The sequence below is a fragment of the Pseudoalteromonas sp. GABNS16E genome, from assembly GCF_028598715.1.
GTDB classification, from domain to species: Bacteria; Pseudomonadota; Gammaproteobacteria; order Enterobacterales; family Alteromonadaceae; genus Pseudoalteromonas; species Pseudoalteromonas atlantica.
Genome location: NZ_JAQREZ010000057.1, coordinates 1 through 24,581, shown reverse-complemented (window position 1 = coordinate 24,581; position 24,581 = coordinate 1). Strand labels below are relative to the sequence as shown.

At 40.9% G+C, this 24,581-nt stretch carries 19 protein-coding genes; 8 read left to right on the top strand and 11 right to left on the bottom strand.

Annotated elements, in window-relative coordinates; all coding sequences use genetic code 11:
* Positions 1–228: 228 nt before the first annotated feature.
* The 3 genes from PSI06_RS17745 to PSI06_RS17735 form a co-directional block, all read right to left on the bottom strand.
* Entirely contained in the window at positions 229–546 is a 318-nt protein-coding gene (locus PSI06_RS17745; RefSeq protein WP_273605049.1) for a hypothetical protein, read from the bottom strand.
* Between the two features lie 391 nt (positions 547–937).
* Positions 938–1,117 carry a DUF6435 family protein gene (locus PSI06_RS17740; protein WP_273604533.1) on the bottom strand — a complete coding sequence of 60 codons (180 nt, stop codon included), beginning with the start codon at positions 1,115–1,117 and terminating at the stop codon, positions 938–940.
* A 407-nt stretch (positions 1,118–1,524) separates the two neighbouring features.
* Entirely contained in the window at positions 1,525–2,625 is a 1,101-nt protein-coding gene (locus PSI06_RS17735; protein WP_273604534.1) for a PQQ-dependent sugar dehydrogenase, read from the bottom strand.
* Between the two features lie 400 nt (positions 2,626–3,025).
* Here PSI06_RS17735 and PSI06_RS17730 point away from each other — a divergent pair, with 400 nt between their 5' ends.
* The 3 genes from PSI06_RS17730 (at position 3,026) to PSI06_RS17720 (ending at position 6,312) form a co-directional block, all read left to right on the top strand.
* Entirely contained in the window at positions 3,026–4,069 is a 1,044-nt protein-coding gene (locus PSI06_RS17730; protein ID WP_273604532.1) for a flavin reductase family protein, read from the top strand.
* Positions 4,066–5,118, top strand: coding sequence for a fatty acid desaturase family protein (locus PSI06_RS17725; RefSeq protein WP_273604531.1), 1,053 nt, complete (start codon positions 4,066–4,068; stop codon positions 5,116–5,118). Before PSI06_RS17730 ends, PSI06_RS17725 begins: the two co-directional genes overlap by 4 nt.
* 150 nt (positions 5,119–5,268) lie before the next feature.
* Positions 5,269–6,312: a branched-chain amino acid aminotransferase gene (locus PSI06_RS17720; RefSeq protein WP_273604530.1), complete on the top strand. Its 1,044-nt coding sequence runs from the start codon at positions 5,269–5,271 to the stop codon at positions 6,310–6,312.
* An 80-nt stretch (positions 6,313–6,392) separates the two neighbouring features.
* Here the strand turns inward: PSI06_RS17720 and PSI06_RS17715 are convergent, their stop codons facing one another.
* The 3 genes from PSI06_RS17715 to PSI06_RS17705 all read right to left on the bottom strand — a co-directional run bounded on the left by PSI06_RS17715 (position 6,393) and on the right by PSI06_RS17705 (position 11,235).
* Positions 6,393–8,960: a TonB-dependent receptor plug domain-containing protein gene (locus PSI06_RS17715; RefSeq protein WP_273604529.1), complete on the bottom strand. Its 2,568-nt coding sequence runs from the start codon at positions 8,958–8,960 to the stop codon at positions 6,393–6,395.
* 453 nt (positions 8,961–9,413) lie between these two features.
* Positions 9,414–9,725 (bottom strand): DUF962 domain-containing protein, encoded by a 312-nt coding sequence (locus tag PSI06_RS17710; RefSeq protein WP_273604528.1) that lies wholly within the window; start codon positions 9,723–9,725, stop codon positions 9,414–9,416.
* A gap of 217 nt (positions 9,726–9,942) precedes the next feature.
* Positions 9,943–11,235 (bottom strand): anti-phage deoxyguanosine triphosphatase, encoded by a 1,293-nt coding sequence (locus PSI06_RS17705; protein ID WP_273604527.1) that lies wholly within the window; start codon positions 11,233–11,235, stop codon positions 9,943–9,945.
* Positions 11,236–11,500: 265 nt separating this feature from the next.
* Here PSI06_RS17705 and PSI06_RS17700 point away from each other — a divergent pair, with 265 nt between their 5' ends.
* Together PSI06_RS17700 and PSI06_RS17695 are read left to right on the top strand one after the other, a co-directional pair.
* Entirely contained in the window at positions 11,501–12,310 is an 810-nt protein-coding gene (locus PSI06_RS17700) for a glucosaminidase domain-containing protein (protein WP_273604526.1), read from the top strand.
* Positions 12,303–12,968, top strand: coding sequence for a DUF2987 domain-containing protein (locus PSI06_RS17695; protein WP_031289865.1), 666 nt, complete (start codon positions 12,303–12,305; stop codon positions 12,966–12,968). The genes PSI06_RS17700 and PSI06_RS17695 overlap by 8 nt, the downstream gene beginning before the upstream one ends.
* Before the next feature lie 52 nt (positions 12,969–13,020).
* On the opposite strand, the gene PSI06_RS17690 is transcribed toward PSI06_RS17695, so the two are convergent.
* From PSI06_RS17690 to PSI06_RS17680, 3 genes are all read right to left on the bottom strand, one after another.
* Positions 13,021–14,025, bottom strand: coding sequence for a LacI family DNA-binding transcriptional regulator (locus tag PSI06_RS17690; protein ID WP_096739481.1), 1,005 nt, complete (start codon positions 14,023–14,025; stop codon positions 13,021–13,023).
* Between the two features lie 63 nt (positions 14,026–14,088).
* On the bottom strand, positions 14,089–15,417 hold the full coding sequence (locus tag PSI06_RS17685) for a glycoside-pentoside-hexuronide (GPH):cation symporter (RefSeq protein ID WP_273586828.1): 1,329 nt from the start codon (positions 15,415–15,417) through the stop codon (positions 14,089–14,091).
* Positions 15,418–15,477: 60 nt separating this feature from the next.
* Positions 15,478–16,809: a GH1 family beta-glucosidase gene (locus PSI06_RS17680; RefSeq protein WP_126007389.1), complete on the bottom strand. Its 1,332-nt coding sequence runs from the start codon at positions 16,807–16,809 to the stop codon at positions 15,478–15,480.
* A 258-nt stretch (positions 16,810–17,067) separates the two neighbouring features.
* Between PSI06_RS17680 and PSI06_RS17675 the strand changes: the two genes are divergently transcribed.
* Together PSI06_RS17675 and PSI06_RS17670 are read left to right on the top strand one after the other, a co-directional pair.
* Positions 17,068–18,342 carry a sugar MFS transporter gene (locus PSI06_RS17675; protein WP_273604525.1) on the top strand — a complete coding sequence of 425 codons (1,275 nt, stop codon included), beginning with the start codon at positions 17,068–17,070 and terminating at the stop codon, positions 18,340–18,342.
* Positions 18,342–20,894 (top strand): glycoside hydrolase family 3 protein, encoded by a 2,553-nt coding sequence (locus PSI06_RS17670; protein ID WP_273604524.1) that lies wholly within the window; start codon positions 18,342–18,344, stop codon positions 20,892–20,894. Before PSI06_RS17675 ends, PSI06_RS17670 begins: the two co-directional genes overlap by 1 nt.
* 50 nt (positions 20,895–20,944) lie before the next feature.
* Here PSI06_RS17670 and PSI06_RS17665 read toward each other — a convergent pair whose 3' ends face one another.
* Together PSI06_RS17665 and PSI06_RS17660 are read right to left on the bottom strand one after the other, a co-directional pair.
* Complete coding sequence (locus tag PSI06_RS17665; protein WP_273604523.1) at positions 20,945–21,817, bottom strand: GGDEF domain-containing protein; 873 nt, start codon at positions 21,815–21,817, stop codon at positions 20,945–20,947.
* A gap of 433 nt (positions 21,818–22,250) precedes the next feature.
* Positions 22,251–23,144, bottom strand: coding sequence for a TIGR01777 family oxidoreductase (locus PSI06_RS17660; protein ID WP_273604522.1), 894 nt, complete (start codon positions 23,142–23,144; stop codon positions 22,251–22,253).
* A gap of 170 nt (positions 23,145–23,314) precedes the next feature.
* On the opposite strand from PSI06_RS17660, the gene PSI06_RS17655 reads away from it, so the two are divergent.
* Positions 23,315–24,349 (top strand): AI-2E family transporter, encoded by a 1,035-nt coding sequence (locus PSI06_RS17655; RefSeq protein WP_273604521.1) that lies wholly within the window; start codon positions 23,315–23,317, stop codon positions 24,347–24,349.
* Positions 24,350–24,581: the final 232 nt, after the last annotated feature.

The following is a 24,581-nucleotide window of genomic DNA, read 5'->3' as shown; positions in this document are numbered from 1 at the left end:
AACCGACGACATTACTTGCTTCATCCTATGTATTAACTCGCTCTAATTCGAGCTAAAGTAATTATGGCTTAAAAAGTTAGGCAGGGATCAGTGCGTTTAACTTGACAGTGGGAGTCATACCAACGCCGTTTTAAGCGGCAAATTGCAGTTGGCTAAAATAAGTGAGGCACGAACATAAAGCCAACGGTAATTTGTCCGACTTGAAAACCCTTGTTAGGTGTACTTAGCCTATAGCCATATACTCAACATTAATGATGACCAAGTTAAAAGATATAATATTAAACTTGGATTTTTTGACTTTATATTTAAATGTAAAAATAAAAATGTGAACGCTAAACTAACAACACTTGGCAAAATTCCTTTGATATGAGAAGCATCACTCAATATTTGTATTGGGGTTAAAATGACAATACAAATAATAGCTAAATAAATTGTACTTTTAACAATATAATCTTGAAGGGTGTCATCAGGATCCGTAAGTTCTTTATTTTTATTACGAAATAACTCCTTAATTATCTGGATTACTTCTTTATCAGCTTCCGTCATAATTTGAATGTACACCTAACAATTTTATCAGAGGACACTTTCCTTTTTTTATGAGCAAAGTATGTCCTCTTAATTATTTTTAATATTAATAGCAAATCCTGTAACACATTGCGAGTATTAAACTTTAAGTCGGGATGTTGTTTTAACAATATTCAGAAAAGAGGAAATTGTCCTCATTTTCTGACTTAGGAGGAAAAACGCCAGCGCAGTAAGCAAATACAGCAGCTAAAGATTTAAAATGAAAACCAAACCCCTTTTTTAAATCATTTAACCGCTACTAAAAACTGCATCGAAAATATAAGTAACCGCCTTAAGTACACTTGTTTGTGCAAGCCTATTATAATAGGTGGTTTTTGGCTGGTGGAGGCTATAAAACGAGATGATGAATTATTTACTTGCCTTTTTTAGCTTCAAGCGCTTCTATTTCACTCCAGATTTTTTCGGCTTCTGCGCTTAACATGGCGTAGCCTTTAATGTCGCCTTTACGCTGTGCTTGCATGCCTTGCTCAAGCTTTGCATCGTACTCTTTTCGTAGTTTTTTTGTCGGGTCTGATTTAAATAGTGAAAACATGGGACTCCTTAGTTTTATAAAAGTATTAGGGCGTGTTGATCTTTGCGGATTGAAATTTGTTCAATCTAGGGGCGATTAAATCGCGGCGCGAGGTTTGTAACCTAGTGGGCTAAGTAAAAACCGAGCAACAAAGAGTTTATCGCCCCTAGGCAGAACCCGAAGGGCAGCGCATGTTTGGCATTTATGCTGCGTTATCGCCTATTCATGGGGAGTAACCACACTTCATAGGCTCTGCCTTGCCTAAAAACCAAACATACTGCTGTAAATTCAACCATCAAAGATCAACACGCCCTAGCATTACCATACGCTACAAAGAGCTAAATAGTTCTTTTAGCCGTAGGGCGTTTACCTTGTTATATAAAAACAAGGTAAACGCATTATTTGCTATGCTGCGGTTACTAACGGTTTTATTGCTCAGGCTCAAGGCGTTTAATTCCTTGTCCGTCAATGCCTAAGTAAATATAGCCATCACTGCCTTGTGCTAAGCTGCGGACGCGGCCTATTCCTTCTAAAATTTTATATTGCTTTGAAACACCTTTGTTAGATATTTCCAGTGCACTTAAAAACGAAAATTTCATAGACGATAGCAAAAGCTTGCCTTTTAATTGCGGGTACTTATCGCTGCTAACCAATAACATGTCAGAAGGGGCAATGGAGGGGGTCCAATGCAGTACGGGCGATTGCATGCCGTCTTTTTCTTGTATGTCGGTAAACGACGTACCGCTGTAATTAACTCCATAACTAACCACCGGCCAGCCATAATTAGCGCCCGCTTTAATTATGTTTAGCTCATCGCCGCCACGTGGGCCGTGCTCATGAGACCATAACGTTTGTGTTGTTTTATCAAACCACATGCCTTGCGGGTTACGGTGTCCGTAAGACCAAATAGCGTGTTTAGCGCTTTTTTGATTTACAAACGGGTTATCTTTAGGAATACGGCCATCGGCGTGTAAGCGATAAATTTTACCGCCATCACGGGTTAAGTCTTGCGGGTTTTTATCACGCGAGCCGCGATCGCCAATCGAAAAGTAAACATACCCTTGGTTATCAAACACAATACGGCTTCCGTAGTGCTGGCCTTTTGTGCTGTTATGCTCACCTTTATAAAGTAATTGTGTGCTTAAAAGCTCAGTGCGATCGTCACTAAGCTTGGCGCGCATTAGGGCTGTATTACTGCCACATTTAGTGCCTTGGGTACTTGAGTAAGTTATGTAAAGCCATTGATTACTGTTTGGTCCGCTATGTAGGGCTAAATCTAGTAAACCGCCTTGCCCGTTAGCATCAATTTGTGGCAAACCCGAGAGCTTAGTTAAGTTAGATGAGTTTTTAGGCAGTAAATAAAGTGTGCCGCTTCGCTCGGTTATAAGTAAATCACCATTACTTAACGGCTCAATAGCCCAGGGGATAGTTACCCCTTTAGCCACACTGACGGCCTTTACATTGAGCGGTAACACATCAAGGGTTTTGTAATCTACAGCTGCCACCGGCGTTGAAACGAGTACAGCTATGAACGCTGTTGATAATGTTTTAGCAATCGTTTTTGTGGGTAAAAACACAGTTGTTGTCCTGTCCAATAAATAAGCAAGTAATACCTACATTAGCATGCTGCTGCAGATTTTGCTAAATGTAGCGCTTTAATAAAAACCATATATATTTCAATCATAAAGAGTTTACCCGCAGTGCTGTATGGCTGGTTTTAATATTTTAAACAGCTATTTATTACACCTTAATTGAGGCTTTAGTACAGCGCTTTAAATTAGTGATCTGCGTAAAAACTGTGCTAAAAAACTGAATATTTACTCTAATACTATTGAAATTAATTTTTTTGGGCGTACACTTGTGCGCTGAAGTTTGAGCGTACACATGTAAGTTCAAATTCAATATTTAATATCCAAGAGATTAATAGTGATGACTACTAAAGTATTAGACCAATTTTCGAAGTGGTTTTTACACCATCAAAGCTTTGCAGGCTACATTGAGCCCATTATGCAAATGGTTAAGCCTGCGTGGCGTGCTGGTCTTTATAGAGCAAAAATAGAAGAGCTGACGCAGCACAATGGTGATTTTTTAAGTATTACCTTAAAGCCAACTCAGCACTGGCAGGCACACATTGCTGGCCAACATATTAGTTTAACGGTAGAAATAAACGGGCGTTTATTAACTCGTGTGTTTACAGTTGCCTCAAGCCCTGAGCAATTTAAAGCTACGGGTTTGGTGCGTTTATTAATTAAAACTAATGAGCAAGGGCGTTTTACAAGCCTTTTAAGCAATGCTTTACGAGTCGGTGAGTGGTGCAATATTTCAGCGCCTAGTGGCGACTTTGTTTATAAAAACACTCAAAACAATGCAACGTTTATAGCTGGCGGCTCGGGTATTACACCTATGCTTGCCATGATTAGTGAGCATTTAAAACATACCACACAAAAAGTATCGCTGATTTATTATGCCAAAGCTGCTGCACACCAATGTGTAGAGGAGCTAAGCGCATTAGCAAACCAGTTTTCGCATTTTTCGTTTTTACTGCTCACACGCGAGCAATCAGATGATATTACTCGCCATGTAAATGTATGGGAAAACCCAGATATATACTGCTGTGGGCCTGCAAACTTTATGAAAACGGTGTGTGACTTTGCGAAAAAACACCATTTAAATTACTACCAAGAGGCATTTGGTTTAACGCTGCCAAACCAAAATGACGACAGCCTGTTTAACGTGCAGATTAATAGCAGCGCTCATGTCGTAAATGCCAACAACGCATTATTAGCACAGTTTGAAGCAAAACAATTACCGGTTAAACGCGGGTGTGGCATTGGTATTTGCCACCAGTGCCAGTGCATTAAAAAGTCTGGCGTGGTGCGTAATTTAAAAACTGGTGAGTTGAGTGATAACGGCGAGCAGTTAATTCAACTGTGTGTAAGTCAACCTGTTAGCGACTTGGAGTTACAACTATGAAAAACATAAACTTTGATCAGTTAGCCCACGATTTAGATAGCATAAAAATGGATACGCTAGGCAAAGTAGGGCAACAAGATGCAAACTACATTCGCTCGGTTGTTAAAAAGCATCGGCTATGTGAGTGGAGTGGCCGTATTTTACTTATGCTGGGCTTTATTCAGCCACTTTTATGGGTTGCGGGTGTACTGTTATTAGCGCTGGCAAAAATTTTAGACAACATGGAAATTGGCCACAATGTTATGCACGGCCAATACGATTGGATGAACGACAAGCAGCTTAACTCGCAACACTACGAATGGGATATTGCTTGCGATGGGCAAAGCTGGCATCGCGTTCATAACTTTGAGCACCACACCTACACTAATATTATTGGTAAAGACCGCGACTTTGGTTATGGGTTATTACGTTTAAGCAATGATTTTAAATGGCGCTTAAAAAATGTGTGGCAGTTTATTACATATATAAATTTAAGTGTGCTGTTTCAGTGGGGTGTGTCGTATCACGAACTGGCAGCGGAACGTGTGTTTATAGGTAAAAAGAAAGAAAACCGCGAAGGGGGTGTATCGCATTCTACCCTAAAACAGCGCTTTTTTAGTAAAGGTGCGCGCCAATTAATAAAAGATTATGTGATATTTCCTTTACTGGCGGGCCCTTTGTTTTTATGGGTATTAGCAGGCAACTTACTAGCAAATTTAATCCGTAATTTATGGACCTCAACCATTATTTTTTGTGGCCACTTTACCGAGGACACCGAAACCTTTAAACAAGAGGACTGCATAAACGAAACGCAAGGGCAGTGGTACTATCGCCAAGTTTTAGGCTCATCAAATATTAAAGGCCCGCATTGGTTTCATGTTTTAACTGGGCATTTAAGTTGCCAAATTGAGCATCACTTATTTCCAGATATGCCGTCCTCTCGCTATCAAGAAGTGGCCCCGCAAGTGCAAGCCGTTATGCAAAAACACGGTATTGATTATCATACCGGTGGTTTTTTTAAACAGTATAGCTCGGTATTAAAACGTATTATTAGGTACTCGTTTAAATAAATAATGTGCCTTTAAAAAGCCGATTAATGAAGATGCATTAATCGGCTTTTTTGTATGTGCTTAACAATATGGCCAATTTATAAACAGCAGTTGCAAAAATTTCTTTTTGATAATTAAAAAAGCCTCAGTTTTGCTATGGTTAAATGATGCATGAATGTCATACAATGGAGAAAAATAGACCACACAAGAGAGATTAAAATGGCCGCATTCGGTACCGTGTTTATGCCGCAGATGATTCAAGCTCGTTTTTCTGATAACCAATGGAGCGAAAGCTCAATCGTCCCTTCCGATAAACTTGAACTTCATGCGGGCGCGCACGTCCTTCATTATTCAAGCACGTGTTTTGAAGGCTTAAAAGCTTTTCGCCACGAAGATGGCTCTATTTATATTTTTAGAATAGATGCAAACATTGCGCGTATGCAGCAAAGCTCAGCGTTATTAAGCTTACCAAGCTTTGACGGTCAAATGCTAAAAGACATGATTATCGAGATTGTTAAAGAGTATGCTGATGAAACGCCATTGCCACCGGGCTCTATGTACATTCGCCCAACTCACATAGGAACAGAGGCTGCCATTGGTAAAGCGGCTGCACCGTCAATGAGCTCGTTGTTATATACACTTTTATCGCCAGTTGGCGATTACTTTACAGGCGGTGCTACTGCGCTGCGTGTATTACTTGAAGAAGATGGTATGCGCTGTGCCCCGCACATGGGCATGGTAAAAAGTGGCGGTAACTACGCCAGTGCACTTGCACCAATTAGCGCAGCGCGCGAAAAATACCAAGCCGATCAAATCTTGTTTTGCCCAGGCGGCGACGTACAAGAAACAGGTGCAGCTAACTTTATTCTTATTGACGGTAACGAAATTATTACCAAAGCGCTTGATAGCACGTTTTTACATGGCGTAACCCGTAATAGCATTTTAACCATTTCAAAAGATTTAGGTATGACAGTAAGCGAGCGTAACTTTAGCGTTACCGAGCTTTTAGAGCGTGCTGCAAAGCCAGGCACAGAAGCTGCGCTTTCAGGCACTGCTGCGGTGTTAACGCCGGTAGGCACGTTTATTCATAACGATAAAGAATACAAAGTAGGCAGTGGTGAGCCAGGCCCTACAACAGCGCGATTACGCCAAGCATTGAACGATATTCAATGGGGTAAAAGTGAAGACAAACACGGCTGGTTAACTAAAATCTAATTGATTTGAGCAGTTCGTAGTAAAAAGCCACCGACTAGGTGGCTTTTGTGTTTTTGAGTACATTTTGAAATGTTTAGCGCTTAAAACTTCATTTCTATTTTGCCGTACACGTAACGGCCATTAAATCCGTAGGGCGAAAAGCTCGAATAAGCAAACAAGCGAGAAAAAGTAGAGACTTCTTCTACATTTTCGCGGGTAGGATCTGGGTATACATCAAAAATGTTATTGGCACCTAAACTAAGCGTTAGGTTATCGGTAGCGGCATAGGCTACATCTAAATCAGTGATCCACTTAGGCTTTAATACCTCGTTTAGCTCAGGCGTTGATGAAGGGTCTTGGGTTTCACCATAACGCGTAGTTCTAAGTGTGGTACGCAGCGCATCATGGGTCCATGTAGCACTTAAATTGTATTTATTGCGCGGGGTGCTTACTTCAAAGCGGCGCAGCTCTGTACCTGAGAACAAGTTGTCTTGATCAAACCCAGCACCTTGCAGCTCAGCGGGCGGGTCAATAATATCAGTGACTTCATTTTTGCCGTAGTTATACCCTAAGTTAAAGGCAATATCGCCATAGCCATCGGTGATTAAGTTGTACGAGGCAACCACATCAACACCACGCGTTTTACTATCTATAGCGTTTAAGAAAAAGCGGCCTTGGTTAGCGCCTGTGCCTGCTAGCAACTCTTCTATTGATGCCCCCGATAAATTGTTAGATAAAACAATACGGTCATCAATTAGTATTTGATAGTAATCAACCGATAAGCTGAAATTAAAGTCGGTAGACCAAGTAAAGCCAACCCCGTAGTTAGTGGCTTCTTCGGCATCAAGGCCCGGTGATCCAAGCGCTTTGGCTACATCGCTGCTTGGTGCAAAGGTGCCGGTTTCGGTTGGAACGCTATCAACAAATACGGTAGCAACCGAAGTAAAATATTGCTGTTGTAATGAAGGCGCTCTAAAGCCTGTTGAGGCTGAAGCGCGTATGGCTAAATCTTCGGTTAACGAATAGCGCGTTGCAATTTTGCCGTTAAGTGTATCGCCAAAATCTGAGTAATCCTCATAACGGGCTGCCACAGCAATATTCCAATCATCTGTCAGGTAGGTTTCTAAGTCTATGTAAAAGCTTACATTGTGGCGGCTGTTGTCACCTTCTGATTCGGGTGTAAAGCCTGGAAATACCTGCGCACCTGCTGCACCAAATGGGCCATCTTCGCCTGTGACTACGCCTCCTGGGCCAAATGAGCCTTGTGCGTATGAGGCTTCTTCGCCAGCTTCTATTTGATAGCCTTCTGTGCGGTACTCAGCCCCAATGGCAACACTTACCGCGCTTTCTAAAAAGCTGACATCCACTTCGCGGCTTAAATCAACATTTAAAGTAAGTTGCTCGTATGTCAGCGTACCTGCATCAAAGCGTGTTTGGCTAGTGGGGCCGTACGACGTATTTAAACTATTGGTTACACCAAATTCAAACGCATCTTCACCATACACAGCCGATACATCGTAGTTCCAATCACTTATAAAGCCTTTAACACCTAACGCGAGTGAGTAGTCGTTTATATCTGAGGTGATCACAGGTAAAAAACCGTCGGGGTATATTTCTTCTATATTACGGCTATCGCTTGCGCGTCTATAAAAACCAGCGCCTTCACCCTCACGTTTAGAGTAAGAGCCAAATGAATACAAATCTGCATCGTTAGCTAGTTGATACCCTGCATTATAAAAAACCGATAGGTCTTCTACATCCCCATTACCAAAGTTATGGTTATAGCGGTTAACTGTAAACTCGCGGGGGTCGAGTGAGCCATCTTCTAATCGGTCGTAGTTTTCGCGTTGATCGTAATCGGCACGGTTAGTTGAGTGGCGGTCGCGGTATTCAGTCGAAATGTTTAAAAAGCCATTATCTCCAAGCTCTAAACCAATATTACCTTGCAAAGTAAGCGTTTGCCCATCGGTTATAGAGCGATCGCTACCTTCGGTAAATGCTAGGTTGCCATCGCTACCTTCAGATACCGATTCAAGCTGAGGTACACCATCCATCTCGGTGATATTTGCCCCATAAATAGCAGCAAGGGAGCCGCCACTGCTTGCGCTTTTAAGTACAATGTTAATCACACCCGCTATTGCATCAGAGCCGTATTGCGCCGCAGCGCCATCACGTAAAACTTCAATGCGTTCAATAGCATTAGCTGGTATTGCATTTAAATCTACAGAAGATGAGCCACGCCCCGTTGAACCATTTAAATTAAGCAGTGCGCTACTATGACGACGCTTCCCATTAACCAGCACTAAGGTATGATCGGGTGCTAAACCACGTAGTTGTGCAGGGCGTACATGATCACTGCCATCGGTAAGCGATGCCTGTGGAAAGTTAAAACTTGGTAACAAATTGCTCAGTAGCGCGTTTGTTTCCGTAAGGCCTGAACTGGTAAGCGCCTCAGCGCCAATAATATCAATAGGTACGGCGCTGTCTTCAACTGTGCGCCCTAAACGGCGTGAGCCAATTACGCTAATTTGCTCTATATCTTCTTGTACTTGAGGTGTTTGCTGTGCCGCGTGTGCAGTAAACGCACCAAATAGCGAAAGCGATGCACCCACAGCCACTGCTGTACTCACTTTTAAGTTATTTAACCTAAACGGTAGGCTTTGATTCATGTTGTTAATCCTCATCTGATCACCCATTGATTTAAAAATTTTTGTTTTTATAGCCGCTACTTTTTAATGGAGCTGCTTTGAGAATATAAACCGCATTAACAAAATGAGTCAATTGAATAACATTCAATTAAAATTAAGGGGTATATATTTACAAGGTTTAATTAATAAAACTAAATGAGGTAAAAGCTATAAATAGGCTGGAGTTTGTAAGTAACTGATGGATCTTAAAATAATTGTAAATCATGAGGTTTACTTTTGATTAACAGGTAAGAGCAGTGTGTACGCCTTTAATAATGGCTATTGCTAAGCCTTTTTTAAATTAAGTGTATAACCCACCTTTTATATGTTAAATAAATTAACATATAAAGAGCGGATTATTTAAGCTGAAATTTGTATAGCGTTTAAAAAGGTTGCGAGTGATTTTTATAATAAAATAATAAAATAATATAAAAATTAAAATTTTATTTTACCTGTAAGTATATCTTTAAACATGACCCAATCTCCCCATAAGCTATAAAGGGGGTGCTTAAAAGTGGCGGGGCGGTTTTTTTCAAAAAAGAAATGCCCAATCCAAGCAAATCCGTAGCCAATAATCGGTAATAACCACAGCAAGCTATATTGCTGCTTGATTAATGCAATAAAGATGACAGCAAGTACCAGCGTGCTGCCAATAAAGTGAAGCCTTCTGCAGGTTACATTGCGGTGCTCTTTTAAGTAATACGGGTAAAACGCTTTAAAGGAGTTAAAAGTGTGTGGTGTGTTCATAGTCAATGCTCTTATTTTTATAGTTTATTAAATATACAAGGGCCTGCTAGATTTTGCAGGAAAAATTTTTGCAAACAAGAGGTTATTTAATCGCGGCGCTAAGTTTGTAACTGAGTGGGCTCGATAACGGCTTTTGCGCACGCCTACTTATTTGCTATAACCCCTTACACAGGCTCTTCCTTTAACCAAACGCTTAGCAGGATGTGCTCTTGGCTTTTTATTGTACTGGTGAGAATAAACGCTGGTAGGTTTTATAGGCGTACTCATCGCTCATGCCGCTTAGGTAGTCGCATATTATGCGCATCCCTTGGTTTTGTTTTTCAGCGTCTAGATAAAGCGCTTGCGTTGTTTCGGGTAATAAACGCAGTGGGTCACTGGCAAAAGCGGTAAATAATTCAATCAGTAAGTTTTGACCTTTAAACTCTATTTGCTGCATTTCTGGGTCGCGTATTAAGCGATTAAATACAAAACGTTTGAGTATTTGTAAAACGTGCTCGTACTGTGGGTCTAGCTTTGCAGTGTACTTTAAAATAGGGCACTCAAAATCACCATGCTGAACATCTAAATGAATATGAATAATAAACATATTTACCAGCTCGCCTATGGCATCTTTACGCTCAAAATCGTTTTTTGAAAATAAGCGTTGGGTAAGCGAGTCTAATTTAGTGTTTAACCAATCGTAATTAAGCGCGTTTAAGTGGGGTAATGCGTGTGTTTGCCAATCATCTAATGTGAGTACTTTAGTGGCTATGGCATCTTCTAGGTCGTGCACTGCATATGCTATGTCATCGGCATGTTCCATTATGGCGCTATCTAACGATTTATAACGGGTTTTTGCACGGTACTGATCTACTGGTGTATGGCTAGTTAATAGGGCTTTGTCGTTGTCGCTTAAAGGGGCAATGATCCATTTAAATATTTGTGCATCGTCTTTGTATAAGCCTTTAGCGGGGCGCCAATCATCTGCTTTTATAAATGAGCGTGTGTTATTTACCGTCGGAATGGTGTGCCATAAATCGTCTATAAATGCGGGATATTTAATAAAGCCAAGCAACGTGCGGCGCGTTAGGTTCATGCCGTGGCCGTTAGAGTATGGCTCAAGTTTAGCGACTATACGCAATGTTTGTGCGTTGCCTTCAAATCCACCGTGCTCACGCATCATATAATTTAAGGCAATTTCGCCGCCATGGCCAAACGGGGGATGGCCTATATCGTGGGCTAAACATAAAGTTTCTAATAAACCGGTAGAGGGGAAGTGTTCAAAATCGCTGTGCTGTGCTTTTAAATGCCGCAATATGCCGGTACCAATTTGCGATACCTCCAAAGAATGCGTTAAGCGAGTGCGATAAAAGTCGTTTAAGCCTATCCCCATAATTTGGGTTTTTGCTTGTAAGCGCCTAAAAGCTGCAGCATGAATTATACGAGAGCGGTCTACCTGCCAGGGGGAGCGATTATCGTTAGGGCGATTTTTATACTGTTCTATTATTCGGCTTTGCCATTGCTTATCCATACTGCTTACTCACAAAACGTTGTTATACACGGTATAAGCTCAGTATACCCATGCCCTAATAAATTGCGAATGAACAAGTACATAACCTGAGCTGGTGGATAATATATTTATCGCAAGCAGCCACTTTAGCATTTTTTAGCAAAGCGCGGCCCTTAAAGGGTTACACACAGAGTGTTATTCGCGTTTATATAGTGGCTTAGGTATAATGGGGTTTCGTATGTGTGTGTATTACCCATGCATAATTGTTGTTTGAAAGAGAGACTACATGCTAAAAACCATTTTAAAGCTGTTACTAAGCGTATTTTTTTTATGGGCGCTTGCATATCCGTTTATGCAAAGTAATGAGTACGAGGTTGAAGAACAAACCACAGGTGAACAACCTAAAAAAGTAAAGAAAAAAGAAAAACCCCTGCACAATGTTACTTTACCTAAATTTTCTGAATTTGCTGATGTAAAAGAGAAAAAACAGGCATTTTTTGATTTTATTCGCCCGCATGTTGAGGCTGAAAATAAAAAAATATTACAGCAACGCGCTAAGTTAGAAATTGTGCGTATGATGCTTGAATACAACGAACCGCTCGAGAAAAAACAACAGCGCGACATCGTTAATATTTTAAAAGCCTATGGCTTACCTGAAACAGTAAACACCCTAATTTTAAGCCAAGCGCTGCGCCGTGTTGATATTATTCCTAAAGAGCTTGCGCTAATGCAAGCGGCAAATGAGTCGGCGTGGGGTACATCGCGCTTTGCACGCATAGGGCTTAACTTTTTTGGCCAATGGTGTTATTCAAAAGGGTGCGGTATGGTGCCAAGACGCCGCAATAGTGGAGCGGCGCACGAAGTTGCTGCATTTAAGTCGGTACGTGCGGCAGTAAGCTCGTATTTTAGAAATATTAACACGCATAATGCCTACAAAGATTTACGCCTGATACGCGAAGATTTACGACAGCAGCAAAAGCCCATTGCGGCAACGGCACTAACGCATGGTTTAATGTCGTACTCAGAGCGCGGCGAGGCCTACATAGAAGAGCTAAACACCATGATTAACCAAAACAGAGCTTATTTTGATGAATAAAAAACGACTCATAAATATTAACGCCATACTCATTTTATTAAGTTTGGCGGCAAGTACAGTCAATGCCAAAGAGTTTGTTATGTCGTACGATGGCTTTTACGATAGATTAAAAGTGGTTAACAAGGGCGACTTTCAGTATGCACGAGTTAACTTTTACATTAGCGATATTGCCACAAACGAGGCATGTGCTATTAAAAGCGGCACAATTTTAACTGAAAATAACGAATACCCGCTTAATTTTACCGATAAAGCACAGTTACTTTTACCGTTTGATAAGCAGCTCGATACGGATAAAGCCGTTATTGTTGTAGAGCCACAAAATCCTGATCACGATTGTCAGTTAAAATTGCAAATTGAGGCCAGCGAATTTGAAGGGCTTAGTTTAACGAAGGATTCGTTGTACACAATTAATAACGAGTTAGATGAACTTTTAACAGATTTATCAGGCTTTTTTGTTAGTAAGCTCATGTGGTTTTTATTGCCTGAGCAAAAAGGCGTTGCTGTAACGTTTAAAGAGCCTGTGACCTTTAATAACCCACATATACAGTGCGAAAAATCAATCTGCTACTTTGCAGTACAGGATAACTGGGAAGATGACGTAAATCTGCTTGGTGATATAGAAAACGTAGTTAAAGTAACCCCCTGGATAGCAAAATAAGTTGCAGGGTTTAATAAAAACGGCGCTTAATATAGCGCCGTTTTTTTATGCGTTATTTTGGCAGCGCTTGTGTTGAATCACGTTTTATAAGGGTGGGTTCAAACACGCGGTTTATGTGTAAGTTTTTATACTGATACACATCTTGTAGCACCATTTTTGCAGCCATTTCACCCATTTCTTCTACTGGGTTATCTATGGTGGTAAGTGTAGGGTAAAGATAATTGGCAAATATAACGTTATCAAAGCCAATAACCGACAAATCGTTAGGTAAATTAAAGCCATGCTCACGGGCGTATTTCATAGCACCTGATGCCATTTCATCGTTGGCACACACTAAAGCACTAAACGGAATACGCGTGTTGAGTAGTTTTTCAAGGCCTTTGCTGCCGCCAATTTCGTTAAAATCACCTTCGTAAAACAGCGCCTCATTAAAGGGGATGTTTTTTTCGTGCAGCGCTTTTTTATGTCCTTTTAAACGGTTTCTGGCATCGGCTTTAACTTGCGGCCCCGCGATATAAGCTATATTTGTGTGGCCTTGTTCAACAATAGATTTACTGGCTAAGTAGCCGCCGAGTTCGTTATCTAGGCTAATGCAGTTACTTTCAAGTGAATGTACGTATCGGTTAATAAGGTAAATAGGGGTTTTACCTTTACTTAGCTCAATTAGGTAGTCATCACTGACTGACTCTACATGTAAAATTAGCGCATCGCATTTGCGGCTAATTAAAAATTCAATGCCGTCTTTTTCTTTATCGTCCTCACTGTGACCGGTGGTAATAATAACGTGCTTACCCGCAGCGCGTAGGGCTGACTCGATGCCTGCCATCATTTGAGCAAAGAAAGGACCATGAAGCTCTGAGACCAAAATACCCACGCTGTTGGTTCTGTTTGAGGCAAGCGATTGCGCAATAGAGTTGGGCTTATAGCCCAGCTGCTGCATTGCATCGAGTACTTTTTTAGTGGTTTTTTCACTTACGCGGGTGTTTTTATTCATTACCCGTGACACTGTAGCTAACGATACGCCAGCAAGCTCCGACACTTCATAAATTGTGGCCATGTTATTGTTAACTCACTTATATCCTTTATTTTGGCGGGCAAATAATACCGTACCCACCAAATGTTAACTAGCACTAGTTTTTAGCGATGCCTGTATAGAGGCTAACTGTGCGTTATTGAGCGTGTATTTACGCATAATAAATGCAACAAACAAAGAACCAAACGCCGGTATAATAGTAAACGATAATAAAATACCCTGCTGCGTATCAAGGCTCTGCATTGTTTGCGCTTGGTAATTATAAAAAGACAGCAGCCAGCCTGCAATTGCACCGCCTAACGCCACACCCATTTTTATAAAAAATATAACGCCCGAATATACTAGGCCAGTAATTCTTACCCCAGTTTTGTGGTGCCCGTAGTCTATGGTGTCGGCCATTTTTGCCCACAGTAGTGGGGTGGCCATATCTAAAAAAAACTTCCACAAAATAAAGGCGGCAAATGCCAAGGTAATATTATCAGGGGAGATAAAATAGCTCGCAATACATATGCCCGCAGCGATTAACTGCAAACTAATATAGGCTTTTATTTTACAAAATCGCTTAGCCAACGGCTGAGCACACGCACACCCAACCATACTGGCAACCACTCCTAGGGTCATAAAGGAGGTAATCAAATCTTCTTGCCCTAAATAGTATTTAACGTAATAAACACCTAAGGTTAAACGTAATACTTGGCCAGTGAGTAAAAATAGCGCGGCAGCGCACAGGACTCGCCATTGATCGTTTTTAATCAAGGTTTTTAAACTTTTAAACAACGACAGATTTTGCTCAGGCGGTTGCTCTACGCGCTCTTTGGTGCCCAAAAAACATAGTAAAAATAACACTAAGCCAAGCAAGCTCATTGCCGTCATGGTGTATTGGTAACCTTTGGCATTATCGCCTTGGCCAAAGTATTCAACCATTGGCATTGTACAGCCAGCAACAATAACGCCGCCTAACATACCAAACACAAAACGATACGATTGCACGCTAACACGCTCTTTTACATCGTTAGTGAGCACGCCACCTAATGCGCAGTAAGGAATATTTATGGCGGTATACGCCACCATAAGTAAGGTGTAGGTAGTAAAGGCGTAAATAATTTTATCAGTGCCTTCAAGCTCTGGCGTGGTAAAAGCTAAAATACTAATAAGCGCAAAGGGCAGGGCAAGCCACAATAAATAGGGCCTAAAATGGCCAAAGCGCGACTGGGTTTTATCGGCTAAGTTGCCCATCACTGGGTCGGTGATGGCATCAAACAATCTAACCACTAAAAACATGGTGCCTACCACCGCTGGAGAAAGCCCTACTACATCTGTGTAGTAAAGCATTAAAAACATCATAACTGTTTGAAAAATAATATTACTTGCCGTATCGCCAAGGCCATACGCTATTTTTTCTTTTACACTTATCATGATGTTAGGTTCTCGCTTTTTGATTTTTATTTATGCGATTAATCGAATAGCTTTTATTGACTATTTACGGCTTTGTATCAAGCTTTTATAAGCTTGGCCACTGGCTTTTATAGTACGTTGCTGAGTTTTATAATCAACGTAAACAATACCAAAGCGTTTTAAGTAGCCCTCGGCCCATTCAAAATTATCCATTAAGCTCCACGCAAAGTAACCAATAATATTAACCCCTTGCGCTGTGGCATCGTGCACGGCATTTAAGTGGCTATGATAATAGTTTAGGCGATCTACATCGTTTACCTCGCCATTTTTAATGGTGTCGGGCATAGCTGCGCCGTTCTCGGTAATATAAATAGGCGGTAAGGTGTAGGTGTTATTAAGCGTTACAAGTAAATCGGTAAACGACTGCGGGTAAATTTCCCAGCCCATGTCGGTTAAAGGCCCTTGTGGTGCAAGTGGCTCGTATATATCGCTAGGGTGCGCTTTGTATACTTGGCGCGTATAAAAATTAATGCCTAAGTAATCAATAGATTGTGAAATTATGTCCATATCGCCTGGGTGGATTTCAGGCTGCTGATTGCTAGGAAGCTGTTTTATAATTTCTGGGTATTGGCCATCCATTATTGGTTTCATATACCATTGGTTTAAATAATCATCGGCGTAGCGAGCTGCATTAATATCCTCTGCTGACTGCGTTAAGGGGTAGCAAGGTGTAAAATTAAGCACAATACCATTTTGAGTATTAGGCGAGGTTTGCTTTAATACATCCATTGCCAAACCATGGGCAAGCAATAAATGGTGCGCTGCTTTTTTACCGTACTCTTTGCCCACTAAACCTGGGGCATGTATGCCTACTTCGTAGCCTAAAAAGGCACTGCAAAATGGCTCATTTAGGGTCGCGTACGAAAATACCCGCTCGCCAAATGCTTGGCTAATAAGCTTTACATAGCGAGCAAATTCATAAGCTGTATCGCGATTTAACCAGCCGCCTTTGTCTTCTAAATGTTGAGGTAAATCCCAGTGATATAGCGTTACAAACGCTTTAATGTTGCGCTTATTAAGCTCATCAAGAATATTAGTATAAAACTTTACGCCCTCAGGGTTTAGCTCGCCCGATAAGGTAATAACGCGCGGCCAAGAGATAGAAAGTCGATACGCATCTACGCCAAGCGAGTCTATTAATTCAATGTCGTTTTGCCACTGGTTGTAATGATCGCAGGCAACATGCCCATTTGAGCTGTCAGCTATTTTGTTGGGTGTATCGCAAAAGGTATCCCATATACAGGGCAGGCGATGCTCATACCCGCCTTCAATTTGAAATGATGCCGTAGCCACACCATAAACAAAGTTTTTTGTTAATAGAGGTGAATGAGATGGTAACGATAATTTTGTCATTAGTAACAAACCTTTTTAAACCTTAAATGCATAAATAGCCACTGTATTTACTGCGATGAAGCGTAAGGGCGCGTTTATAAAAAAATTAAACTTGTTGAAATATGTTACATGTTCGTATTTAATTACACGTGAAAGCGCTTACATTTTTAGATTAGTGTTAATTGATACGAAGGTCAACTCTTTAATGTTGCTGGGTTACACGGCAATTTTTAATAACGACTTTTGCATTAATTTATAATAATAAATTGCGGAGAGCCCATGGCCAGTTCAGCACCACTGACGACACACACACAGTCGCAAAACTACCAAGATAAAAACTATGGTTTTGCATTAACATCTTTAACTACTTTATTTTTTATGTGGGGATTCATTACCTGCTTAAACGATATTTTAATCCCGCATTTAAAAGCGGTGTTTAACCTAACTTATGTTCAGGCAATGCTGGTTCAATTTTGTTTTTTTGGGGCTTATTTTTTAATGTCACTGCCAAGTGGCTATATAGTTAAAAAATTAGGGTATAAAAAAGGCATTGTAGTGGGGTTACTTATAGCGGCATGTGGTTGTGTACTTTTTTACCCAGCCGCGGCGCTACATAATTACCCAGTATTTCTGTTTGCTTTATTTGTTCTGGCAAGCGGTATTACCTTGTTGCAGGTTTCTGCGAACCCTTATGTAAGTTTATTGGGCGCCCCTAAAACAGCGTCTTCTCGCCTTACCTTAACGCAAGCATTTAATGCGCTAGGCACTACGGTTGCCCCTACATTTGGTGCATTTTTGATTCTTGATACTGCTTCTGAAGCGTTTTTAACACCGGCACAAAATGCAGAGTCGGTACAACTTCCTTATTTACTATTAGCAGGCATGCTTATTTTATTAGCCGGTATTTTTGCGTGGCTTAAATTGCCAGACATAATGAATGAGCAAAAAGAAGCCGCTGAAAAGTCAGAGACAATTGAAGGTAGTGCATGGCAATACCGCCACCTAACACTCGGTGCTGTGGGTATATTTATGTATGTAGGTGCAGAGGTTGCGATTGGCAGTTTTTTAGTTAGCTTTTTAGCACAAGAAAATATTGCCGGTTTAAAAGAGCATGTTGCCGCTCACTACATCACATATTATTTTGGTGGAGCTATGGTGGGGCGTTTTATTGGTGCAGCGGTAATGCAAAAATTACCCGCTGGTAAAGTACTTGGCTTTAACGCAAGTATGGCTATTATTTTGGTGGTTATTGCCATGAGCACGTCGGGTCAATTAGCAATGTGGTCAATACTACTGGTTGGTTTATTCAATTCTATTATGTTCCCAACTATTTTTAGTTTGGCGTTAAATGGCCTTGGTAAGCATACCGCGCAGGGCTCTGGTATTTTGTGCTTGGCGATTGTAGGGGGGGCAATAGTGCCTCTTTTACAAGGTGCACTTGCTGATAGTGTGGGTGTTCAACTTTCGTATGTTTTACCTATTTTTTGTTACTTATTTATCGCGTTTTATGGTTTAAGCGGAAGCAAACCAGTTCAAGCTCAGGAGACTCTATAATGAAAACCCCTTTTTCACTTAATAAAATAGCACGTGCCTCATTAATTGCATCACTAGGCATTTTAGCGGCTTGTTCAAATGACGCGACAACCACTCCGGAAGCTAATAATGCATTGTCTAAAACAGAGAAAATTTGGCCAAAACTTAATATTGCCGTAAAACAAGATCCAAAAATTGAAGCTAAAATAGCCGATTATTTAAAAACGATGACACTTGAGCAAAAAGTAGCTCAAATGATTCAACCAGAAATTCGTGATATTACCGTTGAAGACATGCGCAAATATGGCTTTGGCTCATACCTAAATGGGGGCGGTGCGTTTCCTAATGGTGATAAACACGCAACACCAATGGACTGGGTAAAATTGGCTGAAGATTTTTATCAGGCGTCGGTAGATGATTCTATCGATGGCAGTAAAATACCCACAATGTGGGGCACCGATGCTGTGCATGGTCACAATAATGTAATTGGCGCGACCTTATTTCCGCATAATATTGGTTTAGGTGCGGCAAACAACCCGGCATTGATTGAGCAAATAGCAGCTATTACTGCGGTTGAAGTAATGGCAACGGGTATTGATTGGGTATTTGCACCTACAGTGGCTGTTGTGCGTGACGACCGCTGGGGCAGAACCTATGAAGGTTATTCAGAAGACCCTCGCATTGTACGCGATTATTCAGCTGCCATTGTAAATGGTTTACAGGGCAAGGCCGATGGCGACTTTTTAAGTGATAAACGTGTTATTAGTACCGTTAAGCACTTTTTAGGTGATGGCGGCACAGTCGATGGCGATGACCAAGGTAATAATATCGACAGTGAGCAAGATTTGTTTGATATACATGCCCAAGGTTATGTAGGTGGCTTATCGGCGGGAAGTCAGTCGGTTATGGCATCGTTTAATAGCTGGCATGGGGTTAAAAACCACGGCAATAAATACCTGTTAACCGATGTGCTTAAAACCCGCATGGGCTTTGATGGTTTTGTGGTAGGGGATTGGAACGGCCACGGCCAAATTGAAGGCTGTACAAACGAAAGCTGTGCACAGGCTGTTAACGCGGGACTTGATATTTTTATGGTGCCAACGGGCGCTTGGAAGCCGCTGTACGAAAACACCATAGCGCAAGTCAAAGCTGGCGAAATCAGCATGTCGCGCATTGATGATGCAGTAAGTAGAATTTTACGCGTTAAATTGCGTGCTGGTTTATTTAATAAACCAAGCCCGGCTAAGCGTCAGTTTTCGGGTAAAACTGAGCTAATTGGTGCGCAGCAGCACCGCGAAGTTGCGCGTCAAGCAGTTCGTGAATCACTGGTTTTACTTAAAAACAAAAACAATATTTTGCCTCTTGATGCTAACCAAACTGTACTTATTGCCGGCGATGGAGCCGATAATATAGGTAAACAGTCGGGTGGCTGGAGTATTACATGGCAAGGGACGAATAACAAAAATGCTGATTTTCCTGGTGCCACGTCTATTTACGCAGGTCTTGAAAAACAAATTACTGAGGCGGGTGGTCGTGCCATTTTAAGTGTGGATGGCTCATATGAGCAGCGCCCAGATGTAGCCGTTGTGGTATTTGGTGAAGAGCCTTATGCAGAAGGCCATGGCGATAGAGATAACCTTGAATTTGAGCGCGGTAATAAAAAATCGCTCGCGTTATTAAAGTCGTTAAAAGAGCAGGGTATTGATGTTGTATCGGTATTTATTTCCGGTCGCCCAATGTGGGTTAACAGTGAATTAAATGCCTCAGATGCATTTGTTGCAGCATGGCTGCCAGGTACAGAGGGCGGCGGTATTGCCGATGTTATTTTAAAAGCCAAAGATGGCAGCATTCAACATGACTTTAGCGGCAAGCTTTCGTTTTCATGGCCTAAAACAGCAGTACAAGCAACGGTTAATAAAGGCGATGACGATTACAGCCCATTATTACCGTACGGCTTTGGTTTAACTTATGGCGATAAAAATGTATTGGCTGATAATTTAGACGAAGACTCTAAATTAGATAACTCAGCGCTCACTAGTATGGATATTTTAGTTGGCGCACCGGTTGCTCCGTGGCGTTTATTACTTAAATCTGGCGATGAGCTATTAGATGTATCAAGCAGTACTCATCAACTGGGTGCACTTAAATACCGTACTGAAGATAAAACAGTTCAAGAAGACGCGCGCCAATTTAATTTTAGTGGCGAGCAAAAGGCAAGTGCTGAAATAGTCACAAGCTTTGCAGAAGATACCATTACGTATTTAGAGGCTAATGGCGTTATTAGTTTTGATATTAAACTCAATGAGCCACTAACCGATGACGTAAACCTTGCTATGACTTGTTCAGGTGAGTGTGGTGGTGCGATTGCCTTGAGTAAAATGGTTGATCAATCAATCAAAAATAAATGGCAGTCGGTGTCGGTAGACTTACGTTGTTTTGCTAACCAAGGCGTAGACTTTGCAAGCCTTACAAGCCCGTTTAGTTTACATGCAAGCAGTAAAACCTCAGTGTCGGTAGCAAACATTCAGTTTGTGCCTAATAAGGCAGACTCTGCTGGGCTTAAATGTCAGTAATCATTTTGTTTTAGTGTGTATGTCAAAGCCCTTCAATTGAAGGGCTTTTTTTATGTGCAAAGCTGTTTGTTACTTATAAAAGGGTTTTGTGCAGATTCATATATAACTTTGTCGCGTCCTGTGGTTTTAGCAATATACAAGCGCTTATCTGCCGCACTAAGTAGCGATTTGAAAGAGCTTGTTTGAGTATCGCTGCATGCCACTCCTGCGCTTATTCTTAAATAAATGGTGTTGCCGTAATAGCTAAAGGGCTTGTTTTTAATGTTTTTTCTGAGGGTGTTTGCCGCGCACTGTGCCTCATTTAAAGTGCAGTGGTTAAGTAAAATTGCAAACTCTTCGCCGCCTACACGCGAGGTCACCGCGCTGTTAGAAAAAAGCGCTGCAATATGCTGCGAAACCCATTTAATTGCCTCATCACCTGCATCGTGTCCGTATTCATCGTTAACGCGCTTAAAAAAGTCTATATCGACCATAATAATGCTAAGGGGATGCTCGGCATGATTTTTATTAAATAACGTATTGGCCACTGCATTTAAACCGCGTTTATTTAATAGCTGGGTTAATGGGTCGCGATTAGCAAGGGAGTTGAGCGTATGCTCTGTATTGGCAAACACTAAAAAAGGCAGCAATAGGGCGGCGCTAGTGGCAAGTATTAAGTGTACAGCTAAAGTAAATTGCAAAACAGAGGCAAAATCAAAGTTGAGCGCGGTAAAAAACGGCAACAGTAATAAAACTCCCTGTATTAGCATAACGAGTGCATGCAGTAATAGGCAAAGCAATAGCATACGTTGCTGTAATTTTGCTATAAAGCGGGTGCTTAAAACAATATACGAAGCATACAAAAATAACCCTGCCACAGTTAAACTAACCAATATTTGCTCTACAGCGGTGTTGTAAACTACGAGTAAAAAAACCGCAGCCATGATGAGTAAATAGCTAACTTGCCTGCATATGCTTTTATTTAAAGGGCTGAGTGCTTTTAATCCTATAATTAAAAAAAGTGGGCAAGCAATAATAAATAGACTGGCAAAGTAATGGGTAATAAACGGCCATGCAATGATCACGCGTAAGCTTGCGCATAGTATGGCGAATGTAAAGGTGGTACAAGCTAGGCCAAAATATAAAAAACTAGTTTGTTTTTTATATTGATAAATAGAGATAAAATACAGCCCAATTATAAGGTTTAAAATAAAAGAAAGGCTTATAACGGTTGGTAAGTGCAGCATAGAAAGGTTCTTTTATTATAAAACGACTATTTTAATGGAGACTAGATACTAAAGCTTATATTAATTACAGTAACCTAGCTTAAAGTAGTATTTTTATAACCTTTAGTAGGTGTATCTATGCTGAATACACCTACTTTATTAAACTTCTCAGAGCCGAATCTATATCCGTAAAATGAAAGCGGTAATTATGCGCTAACGCTTTTTTGGGTATTACATATTGCCCAGTAGTGAGCAAATCAGACATTTCACCCATTAACACTTTTAACACAGGGCTTGGCATGGTTAGGGCCGCAGGGCGTGACAATGCTTTACCTAAACTTTTGCTAAATACTTTATTGCTAACAGGGGTGGGTGCAGTAGCGTTAATTGGCCCGCAAAGCGACGTGTGTTTTATAATAAATAAAATCAGTTGGATCATGTCATCAATATGAATCCACGACATACCTTGCTCCCCATCACCAATGGGGCCACCTGCAAAAAATTTAAACGCAGGAAGCATTTTACTTAAAGCGCCGCCGTTTTTGCTAAGTACAATTCCCGTGCGTAATAAACACACCCGTGTTTTATCACTTTGCGCTTTTAGTGCCGCATGCTCCCACTCTTTGCATAGCTGATGGCTAAATTCATCATTTACATCGTCGGTGCCCTCATCTACAGGAGTAACGCCTTGGCGGCCATAATAGCCAATGGCACTGCCAGATATAAATGTAGCAGGGGGCGTGCTGCAATTTAAAATAGCATCGCTGATTTGCGTGGTAAGGTTTATTCTGCTGTTTTTAATTGTTTGTTTTTGTGCCTGCGTCCAGCGTTTGTTGACGATAGGTTCGCCGGCTAAATTAATCACGGTATCAACATGGTTAAAATTAACCTCATCAACCGTGCTTACTACATCAATATTATGACCAAGCAATACATGGGCTTTGGTTTTATTTCGGCTCAGTACGGTTACTTTATGATGATGTAGCAAAAAAGGCGTTAAGTGTTTACCTATTAGGCCTGTAGCGCCTGTAAAAAAAATATGCATAAAAATCTTACCAATTTTAAGTGTACGATTTGTTTAAAATGTATACTATTTAAACTATCTTAATGCAAATTATTACGTTAACTAAAAAACAACGATCACTTTGTAAATATTTCATTTAATTAGTTTTTGCCTTACACTAAAGCGAATTTCATAAGAAAAGGATTGGCGCGTTGGCAAGTTTAACTGGCGTAAATAAAAGCTTAATAATATTTGCAGCCCTGGTGGTTGTATTAGCCGGTATTAAGGCCGCAAGTGTTATTATTATTCCCTTTATTTTGGCGGCGTTTATTGCCATTGTATGCAACCCGCTGATCACATTTTTTGGTCGCTATCGGATCCCTAAAGGGGTTTCTGTTGTTATTGTGGTGCTTATCATTGTGGGCTTAGGTGTAAGCTTAGGCGGCCTTGTAGGACAATCAGTTAACGACTTTTCTCAGCAACTTCCTGAATATAAAGCCCAATTACAAGAAGAGTTTGTGTGGCTGGTCGATCTTGCATCGCAATACAATATCTTAATTGATAGAGATCAAATTCTCTCTATGTTTGACCCAGGTAAAATGGTCGATGTAGCCACGAATATGCTTACCGGCTTAGGTGGCGTAATGGCAAACATGTTTTTAATAATTTTAACTGTGGTGTTTATGCTTTTTGAAGGGCCTGCATTAAGCAAAAAAATTCATATGGCACTTGTCGACCCAGATAGAAAAATGGAGCAAATTGACCGCTTTTTGGTTTCTATTAATTCGTATTTAGCAATTAAAACATTGGTGAGTTTAGCCACCGGTATTATTGCAGCATTTTATTTATGGATTTTAGATGTTGACTACTTTGTGCTGTGGGGCGTGTTGGCCTTTATGTTTAATTATATTCCTAATATAGGTTCTATTATTGCCGCAGTACCAGCTGTATTGTTAGCACTGATCACACAAGGACCATTAACAGCCGGGCTTGTAGGTGCAGGGTATTTAATTATTAATACGGTAATGGGTAACATTGTAGAGCCTAAATTTATGGGTAAAGGGCTTGGGCTTTCTACCTTGGTGGTGTTTTTGTCCTTAATATTTTGGGGTTGGTTATTAGGCACTGTAGGCATGTTGCTATCGGTACCGCTTACCATGATTGTTAAAATAGCCCTAGAGGCAAGTGATGAAGGGCGCTGGGTTGCCACGCTACTTGGTACTGGAGAGTCGATAGACGATAAATAATATCAATTGGTTTTCATAGCTTAAATTGCGTATTTGATTAAATAATTGATACAAAAAAAGCGATTAATACACAGTATTAATCGCTTTTTTTATAGGGGTTAATCCCTAATGCCAGTCAGTTAAGCTGACTGGTATTTTTCTTTTTGGTGGGGTATTTACTTGGTTTGGGTTTGACCCTTCGAGGGTAAAATCTATCTTCCCGCCTCGTCGGAAGTGCGTAATAAGTTAGCTG

Coding starts and splice junctions, on each gene's coding strand:
- PSI06_RS17690 (WP_096739481.1), bottom strand. CDS start 14,025: ATGGCCACAATTTATGAAGTGTCGGAGCTTGCTGGCGTATCGTTAGCT.
- PSI06_RS17710 (WP_273604528.1), bottom strand. CDS start 9,725: ATGAACACACCACACACTTTTAACTCCTTTAAAGCGTTTTACCCGTAT.
- PSI06_RS17725 (WP_273604531.1), top strand. CDS start 4,066: ATGAAAAACATAAACTTTGATCAGTTAGCCCACGATTTAGATAGCATA.
- PSI06_RS17715 (WP_273604529.1), bottom strand. CDS start 8,960: ATGAATCAAAGCCTACCGTTTAGGTTAAATAACTTAAAAGTGAGTACA.
- PSI06_RS17680 (WP_126007389.1), bottom strand. CDS start 16,809: ATGACAAAATTATCGTTACCATCTCATTCACCTCTATTAACAAAAAAC.
- PSI06_RS17705 (WP_273604527.1), bottom strand. CDS start 11,235: ATGGATAAGCAATGGCAAAGCCGAATAATAGAACAGTATAAAAATCGC.
- PSI06_RS17745 (WP_273605049.1), bottom strand. CDS start 546: ATGACGGAAGCTGATAAAGAAGTAATCCAGATAATTAAGGAGTTATTT.
- PSI06_RS17665 (WP_273604523.1), bottom strand. CDS start 21,817: ATGGCTGCGGTTTTTTTACTCGTAGTTTACAACACCGCTGTAGAGCAA.
- PSI06_RS17670 (WP_273604524.1), top strand. CDS start 18,342: ATGAAAACCCCTTTTTCACTTAATAAAATAGCACGTGCCTCATTAATT.
- PSI06_RS17720 (WP_273604530.1), top strand. CDS start 5,269: ATGAATGTCATACAATGGAGAAAAATAGACCACACAAGAGAGATTAAA.
- PSI06_RS17695 (WP_031289865.1), top strand. CDS start 12,303: ATGAATAAAAAACGACTCATAAATATTAACGCCATACTCATTTTATTA.
- PSI06_RS17685 (WP_273586828.1), bottom strand. CDS start 15,417: ATGATAAGTGTAAAAGAAAAAATAGCGTATGGCCTTGGCGATACGGCA.
- PSI06_RS17730 (WP_273604532.1), top strand. CDS start 3,026: ATGACTACTAAAGTATTAGACCAATTTTCGAAGTGGTTTTTACACCAT.
- PSI06_RS17675 (WP_273604525.1), top strand. CDS start 17,068: ATGGCCAGTTCAGCACCACTGACGACACACACACAGTCGCAAAACTAC.
- PSI06_RS17700 (WP_273604526.1), top strand. CDS start 11,501: ATGCTAAAAACCATTTTAAAGCTGTTACTAAGCGTATTTTTTTTATGG.
- PSI06_RS17660 (WP_273604522.1), bottom strand. CDS start 23,144: ATGCATATTTTTTTTACAGGCGCTACAGGCCTAATAGGTAAACACTTA.
- PSI06_RS17740 (WP_273604533.1), bottom strand. CDS start 1,117: ATGTTTTCACTATTTAAATCAGACCCGACAAAAAAACTACGAAAAGAG.